Source organism: Paenibacillus sp. 01T422, assembly GCF_056398785.1.
This window is the reverse complement of sequence record NZ_JBFTQB010000289.1, coordinates 1-6,810: the sequence shown is the minus strand read 5'-3', so window position 1 is coordinate 6,810 and position 6,810 is coordinate 1. Positions and strand designations below refer to the sequence as shown.

The 6,810-nt window shown below is 47.1% G+C and carries 6 protein-coding genes; 4 read left to right on the top strand and 2 right to left on the bottom strand.

Features of this window, described 5'->3' with window-relative positions; genetic code table 11:
• On the bottom strand, positions 1–671 hold a 671-nt coding region (locus AC1DUA_RS17290), incomplete at its 3' end, for a discoidin domain-containing protein (protein ID WP_477500950.1).
• A gap of 530 nt (positions 672–1,201) precedes the next feature.
• Here AC1DUA_RS17290 and AC1DUA_RS17285 point away from each other — a divergent pair.
• Positions 1,202–2,782, top strand: coding sequence for a phytoene desaturase family protein (locus tag AC1DUA_RS17285; protein ID WP_477500949.1), 1,581 nt, complete (start codon positions 1,202–1,204; stop codon positions 2,780–2,782).
• A 385-nt stretch (positions 2,783–3,167) separates the two neighbouring features.
• On the opposite strand, the gene AC1DUA_RS17280 is transcribed toward AC1DUA_RS17285, so the two are convergent.
• Positions 3,168–4,361: an MFS transporter gene (locus tag AC1DUA_RS17280; RefSeq protein WP_477500948.1), complete on the bottom strand. Its 1,194-nt coding sequence runs from the start codon at positions 4,359–4,361 to the stop codon at positions 3,168–3,170.
• A gap of 150 nt (positions 4,362–4,511) precedes the next feature.
• Here AC1DUA_RS17280 and AC1DUA_RS17275 point away from each other — a divergent pair, with 150 nt between their 5' ends.
• The 3 genes from AC1DUA_RS17275 to AC1DUA_RS17265 all read left to right on the top strand — a co-directional run.
• Positions 4,512–5,117: a TetR/AcrR family transcriptional regulator gene (locus AC1DUA_RS17275; protein ID WP_477500947.1), complete on the top strand. Its 606-nt coding sequence runs from the start codon at positions 4,512–4,514 to the stop codon at positions 5,115–5,117.
• Between the two features lie 350 nt (positions 5,118–5,467).
• Positions 5,468–6,325, top strand: a complete 858-nt coding sequence (locus AC1DUA_RS17270) for a MurR/RpiR family transcriptional regulator (RefSeq protein ID WP_477500946.1) — start codon at positions 5,468–5,470, stop codon at positions 6,323–6,325.
• 1 nt (position 6,326) lies between these two features.
• Positions 6,327–6,810, top strand: a 484-nt coding sequence (locus AC1DUA_RS17265) for a serine hydrolase domain-containing protein (RefSeq protein ID WP_477500951.1), incomplete at its 3' end; no start/stop codon positions are given.

Genomic DNA, 6,810 nt, shown 5'->3' with positions numbered 1-6,810 from the left:
GCTGAGGACCATCTTGTTGTCGCATTGCTATCCACGGCATATTCGGGCAGTAAGAGGGGTTTGTCTTTGTCAGGTGCAGCCGTTGAAGAAGCGGTTACCGCTTTATTCAAAGCGACATCTTCGCCAAGTACGACAGGGAGTGGATTGCTGCCGCCTGTACCGTATACTTCAAATTCATAGAGGGAAACGCCGTAGCCTCCGCTGCGCTCAAGAGACAGCATGCGGACGTAACGTCCTTCACCCGACAGGGTGATGGTGTCAACGCCACCGTCTCCTTTGGTGTCTGTGTAGATGTCTTTCCAATTCGTTTCGTCGTCGGATACTTGGATCTTGTACGACTTCGAGTAGGCATTTTCCCAGCGAAGAACAGCTTTCTCGATCTTGGCTTTGGAGCCGAGGTCAACATAGATCCACTGCTCACCGGCGTTGAACGAACTGCCCCAACGGGAGTCGGTGTTGCCGTCAAACGCTTTGTCCGGCGTCAAGCCTCCTTCGGTTGATGAGGCATAGGCTGCACCCTCATAAGTCAGCAGGTGGGAAGCTTCGGCTGCTGTTGCTGCCGCTGCTGGCGCAGGAAAACCGCTCCAGGACCCAAGAAGCACTGAAAGAGCAAGCGCTGATGATGCTGTCTGAGTCAATTTCTTGCGAATCTTTTTCTCGGGTGAACGCATTTCTTCATTTTCCTCCTCTTCGCGCCCAATTGGGCTTGTTAGATGTCATTTGCTGACAAAAAGAAACAACATTCTTCATTATTTTGGAAATTTTATTTTCACCGCGATTATATCTGTTGTCGAATCTTGTTTACAATGAGCGTATTATCCTAGTCATTGTCGATGATTAGGCCTGTATGCCTATGTGTGAAAAATGAATATAGGTCGTTTTTTGTCCAATGGTTGATTAAGAGCGCGTACTATGGTATGACGTGGTCGACTTCGGATTCAATCGGGAAAGGCGCTTTCAGGTTTTCCTTTTTCTGTATCCTATAGGTCATAGGGCCTCGAGTGCATGCGACAATTGTAATAGGTCCTGCCGGATGACTTAATGAAATCTTAATAATGTATTCACCTCAAAAACAAATTCTGCTATTTCCACTTGGATTAGTGAGTAAGTACCGGATGTTTGATCGTGGGTGAAGTAATGATATAGCAATTGTTAGAATAAGTTTCTACTAGGCTTCAAATTAAAAAAAAGGAGTGATAGAATGGAAACCTTCGACATTGTCATTATCGGCAGCGGGCACAATGCTTTAATAACAGCTGCCTACTTAACTCGTGCTGGTCGCAGTGTGCTAGTTTTAGAGAAAAACGATCGTGCAGGCGGTTTTGTGCGGACCGAGGAACTCACGCTGCCAGGCTTCAAGCATGATGTGTATGCGGCGGCGCATCCTCTTTTTACAACAGGACCCGCTTATGCGGAGCTAAGGGAGGATTTGGAAGCTCGCGGACTGCGTTATGTGAATACGGAACTGCCAACTGGGGTTTCCATGGAAGATGGACGCACGGCTGTACTGCCACGCTCATTCGATGAGCTTATCGCAGAAGCGGAACGCCTGGCTCCAGGTGACGGCGCTGCCCTGGCAGGCATCTTTGAACAGTTAAATCCCTATGTCAACGATGTGTTCGGATTGTTCAGCATGGATCTTTCCAGCCAGGAGGCTGCTCCTATCCTGAAACGGCTGCTTCATGATGCGCATAGTTCAGGCTATTCGGCATTTGCGGGGCAGCTTTTTGGGACTGCTCGCAATGTGGTGAATTCCCTGCAATCTCCAGTAATGCGCGCGATGTTGGCTTCTTGGGTTACCCATCTCGGCCGCACGCCAGATGAAGTCGGAAGTGGCATTTGGGTCCCGCTCACCGCCATGGCATTGATGAGCGGCGGTATGCCAACTCCGTCAGGCGGCAGTGAACAATTGGTTCAGGCATTGGTACGGCTGATTAAGGATCAAGGCGGAGAGATTCTGACGGACACGCTGGTCCAGCGTATCATAGTGGAGAATGGTCAAGCTGTTGGTGTGCGAACAGTGGAAGGCAGAACATACATAGCGAAGCAAGCTGTCGTGGCATCGACCACGCCGGATCAGTTATATCTCTCACTACTAGATGAGAGTGATGCACCCTTGACGCTGCGTACTCAAGCGAAACAGTTTCGATATGGCCGCGGATGCGTACAGATTCATCTGGCCTTAAGCGAGCCGCCGCGCTGGCCGGATGCACGTTTTGATCGAGTCGGACAACCTCATTTGACGGATAGTCTAGATGGATTTACGTTAGCGATTGCACAGGGGATGGCTGATCTGCTTCCAGCGAAACCAACCTTTACCGTGGATTGTTCCACGAATCTCGACCCTGCGCGCGCACCAGTAGGCAAAGCGATCATGCGCATCCAAGTGCTTGAGGTGCCTACTCGACCGCGCGGGGATGCCGCCGGCCAAATCGATGTTGGAGATGGTAGTTGGACACAGGATCTCACAGAGCGTTTTACAGAGCGAGTATTAAATATTGTGAGCAAACATATTCCAAATATACCAAGTGCGATAATTGGCAAATATGTTGTAACACCAAACACAATTGCTCGATTCAATCCGAACGCTGGACCGGGAGATCCATACGGTGGCRCACACGATTTGGCACAAAGCTATCTGTTTCGCCCATTGCCAGGGCAGCCAAGCCACCAGTCGGCTATTCCGAATGTGTATATGCTTGGCGCTGCGACCTGGCCTGGTCACGGGGTGAACGGTGGCTCTGGCTATATAGTGGCTCAGCAACTCTTGTCGCTGTTATAAAATTAAAATGTACAAGGGAGCTGCCTGATGGCAGCTCCCTTGTACATTTGATGTCTTGGGGCCTGCTTGCTTGCGCCAAACTATTCCAGCTGAGACGGTATGATGGATCGTCCCTTGGAACAGGGCCTCCCCTGAGTAGTTGGACTACTTCTAATTAACGCCGATTACACCTGCTATTATCAGCAATTGATCCAAATTCGGGCAATTAGCTGGAATTTATACCTCTATTTTCACTGAGTTTACCAAGTTTTGGCCAGCTACCGACGATTTAGATGTAGCTGCTACCGCTAATTCATTCCCTACCACCATATAGCGTAGTTTAACGGTAGTTTTTCCCACTATTCCAGCTGAGACAGATCGCCCCTTGGAACAGGTCGCTCCCGCCTTAACGGGATTTGCGCTCGGTCATGAAATACAACAAAGCGATGAAGGGCAATGCGACCCCAATCCAAGCACTTGATACCCAACCACCATGTGCATAGGTCAAGCCTCCTAAGAATGAACCCACCGCTCCGCCGATGAAAAAAATAGCCATGAATAAGCCGTTAAGTCTACCCCTGGCTTCATTCCCAAGCGAATAAATAATTCTTTGGCTGGCCACCAGATTACCGGAAACCGCCATATCAAGCGTGACAGCGACAACGAAAAGTAGTATGAGCGAAAAAAGTGAATTGTCATGAAGCAAGGCAATGAGTAGAAAGGATAAGACCGCAGTCACGATTGCGCCTATAGTGATCGTCCTGGTAAGGCCTTTGTCCGCCAATCTTCCGGCAATAGGAGCTGCGATTGCTCCCGCCACACCAACAAGCGCGAATAAAGCGATGCCTTGTTGGGACATACCATACTCATCCGCCAATCTGAGGGGTACGGTCGTCCAAAAGAGGCTGAACGAACTGAACAGGCAAGCTTGATAAAAAGCACGACGTCTCAATATCGGATTCTTTTTGAACAATTCAATCAAGGATGCCACAAGCTGTGTATAAGTTAAGGTGCTTTCAGGGTGCCTTTTTGGTACTACTTTAGCCAGCGAAAGAGCTAAAAGTGCCATACAAGCGGCGGATAGGACAAAAATCGTCCGCCATCCCCATAGGCCAGCGATTAGGCTGGAAATTGGCCTGGCGAGCATGATGCCAAGCAACAGGCCGCTCATGACGTTTCCGACGACTCGGCCGCGCTGCTTCTCACTTGACAGGGAAGCTGCTAGAGGGACGAGGATCTGCGCAACTACAGAACCGGATCCGATCAGCAAGGCAGCTGTCAGAAACAGCATGGAATTTGTTGAAACAGCGGCTAGGATCAAAGCTAAGACCACGATGGTCAGAGATGTCACGATCAGCCGCCGATTCTCGATTTTATCACTCAGCGGAACGATGAATAGCAAGCCGGCTACATAGCCAATTTGCGTTAAAGTTACGATCAACCCGGCTGCTGCTGAAGGCAGACCGAGCGCTGTACTGATGGGACCTACAAGGGTTTGGGAATAGTAAAGGTTGGCTACAATAAGGCCGCATGCTGCAGCCAGAACAACCATCATTGTTGTTGAGATTTCGTTTTGCACTTTTGAAATGGACTTGCTCATAGATAATGTTCCCCCTCTGCTAAAAATGATTTCGCATTAAGTGAACGATTCGTCTACTTAATAGCTATCACTATATACTGAACGAAGCGTTTTGTAAATACACTAATTTTCATATATACTGATGGCAAAGGATAGAAAGGGGTCAGTTGAATGGCTCAAAAAGGTCGCCCGAGAGATGTAAAGCTTCAACATGTGATATTGACAGTCGCTTATGAGCTGCTATTGGAAGGTGGTTTTGAAGAAGTAACCATCGATAAAATTGCTGAAAAAGCAGGCGTGAGCAAAGCGACCATCTATAAATGGTGGCCCAATAAAGCCGCTGTCGTAGCGGAAGGTTTTTTTGAAGCTGCGGCAAGTCGGCTGCCGATTCCGGATACAGGCTCTGTTCTGAAAGATGTTACGATACATGCCGTAAATTTATCTTTGTTTATGGAAAGCAAAGAAGGAAAAGTGATCTCCGAGTTGATTGGTCAAGGACAGATGGATTCTGCATTGATTCAAGTTTTCAGAGAATACTATATTAATCCGCGCCGTTCGGAGTCTGCGATGATTATGCGAAGAGGGATCGATCGCAATGAGTTAGGCAAGGAACTGGATGTAGAATCCAGTATCGATCTGATCTACGGTCCCCTGTTTTACCGCTTGCTAGTTACCGGGGAACCATTAACCGCGGACAAAGTGAAGCAAATGGTCTTCACCGTTTTCAATGGTTTAATTTCCACTGGTAAGGAAAAAATAAATATATTGGATCTATAGGACTATAGTTCCCACAATAAAGATTAGCGGTTAGTAGTAGTATATAGAGGAAAGTGATGAATCCCGATGCAGATCGGGATTTTTTTTATTTGGATTCCGCCAGATGTGATGAAGTTTGCTATTGGTTGATGAGGTAGAAGTTGGTGATGTTATGTTTTCTGCAATAAAAAAAATGTCGAAAAAATGTATACGCTTTAACTTTTAAGTGTGATAGGTTACATAACACTGTAGAAATAAAATTTCATAAAAGTATTTACAAAATGAAATAAAACTCATTATAATGAGGAATATAAAGTTAGATTTATTAACATTATCTTAATTTATCGAATAAACCATTGAGGATGTTGCCGATGTTAAAGGGTGGATTAGTGAGCATTGAAGCCGCTATGGCAAGCTTGACGCCGAGTGAGCGCAAAGTTGCACAATATATTTTGGAACATCCGCAAGAGGTAGTTAGTCTTTCGGTACAGAAGCTGGCAGAGTTTGCCTGTGTTAGTGAAGCGACAATCATACGACTTTCTCGATCGCTTCATTTTAAAGGGTTTCAGGAACTTAAGATGCGAGTCGCCGGGGATTTATCGCAGACGTCATTGCCGACAGAGGCGTATCAGGAAATTAATGCGAACAGTTCTGTTGCCGAACTCATTAAATCAGTCACAACGAATAATATCGTTTCGATTCAAGATACACTAACCGTTCTCTCGCCGGAAAGTGTGGAGAAAGCTATACAAACGCTAAGTGCAGCAAGGAAAATTGGTGTTTTTGGCGTCGGAGCCTCGGGGGTAATTGCAGAGGATTTCAAGCAAAAGCTTTCACGGATTAACCGCTGGTGCGAGATTGGGACAGGGTTCGATGCGCAAGCTACCATTGCTGCTAACCTGCTTCCTGGTGATGTCGTTTTTGGTATTTCGTATACGGGTCAGACGGAGGATATGATTCGTTCGCTTGCTGTAGCGAAGAAAAATGGTGCTGTAGTTATTACATTGACTAGATTCGGAGCTAATCCGGTAGCGGAACTTGCTGATATCCAGCTGTTCATTAGTACCTTGGAGAAAAGTATTCGCAGCGGGGCGATGGCGTCAAGAATTGCCCAACTGAATGTTATAGATATTTTATATGTAGGAATCGCTGGTTGTCATTACGAGGAAAGTGTGAAATCGCTGGATATGACTCGACAAGCAGTTAGTGTGGGGAAACGCATTGGATAACGTGGATCGCTTGGTGGAAGGCTGGTTGCAAGAGGGATTATTGCCTGGCGCTGTTCTGGACATCACGATATCGAACCGTGTTCGATTCCAGAAATCTTATGGTTCTTTCTCTAATGGCACCGAGAAGTGCCAGATTCGCTTGAATACCTTGTTTGACATTGCCTCCTTGACGAAGGTGACAGCGCTACTACCGGCAATACTTCTTCTAGTAGCTAAGGGTGAAATTTCATTAGATGCTCCTGTGCAAAAGTACTTGCTTGACTTCCGTCACTCTTTAGTAAGTGTTCGTCATCTCTTACAGCACGTTTCCGGTTTACCTTCGGATTTGCCTGTTAAACCGCGAGAGGAGAAGCGGCCAACGCTTCTTGCGGAGATTATTGCGCAGGAGCTGCATTTTCTGCCAGGTGAAGATATGCGGTATAGCGATCTCGGCATGATTCTGCTTGGAGTTATTGTAGAACGTGTGACTGGTGAGACGCTCGATC

What these genes read in the sequence shown, in the direction of transcription:
- AC1DUA_RS17275 (WP_477500947.1), top strand. Translation starts at nt 4,512, where the DNA reads ATGGCTCAAAAAGGTCGCCCGAGAGATGTAAAGCTTCAACATGTGATA.
- AC1DUA_RS17270 (WP_477500946.1), top strand. Translation starts at nt 5,468, where the DNA reads ATGTTAAAGGGTGGATTAGTGAGCATTGAAGCCGCTATGGCAAGCTTG.
- AC1DUA_RS17280 (WP_477500948.1), bottom strand. Translation starts at nt 4,361, where the DNA reads ATGAGCAAGTCCATTTCAAAAGTGCAAAACGAAATCTCAACAACAATG.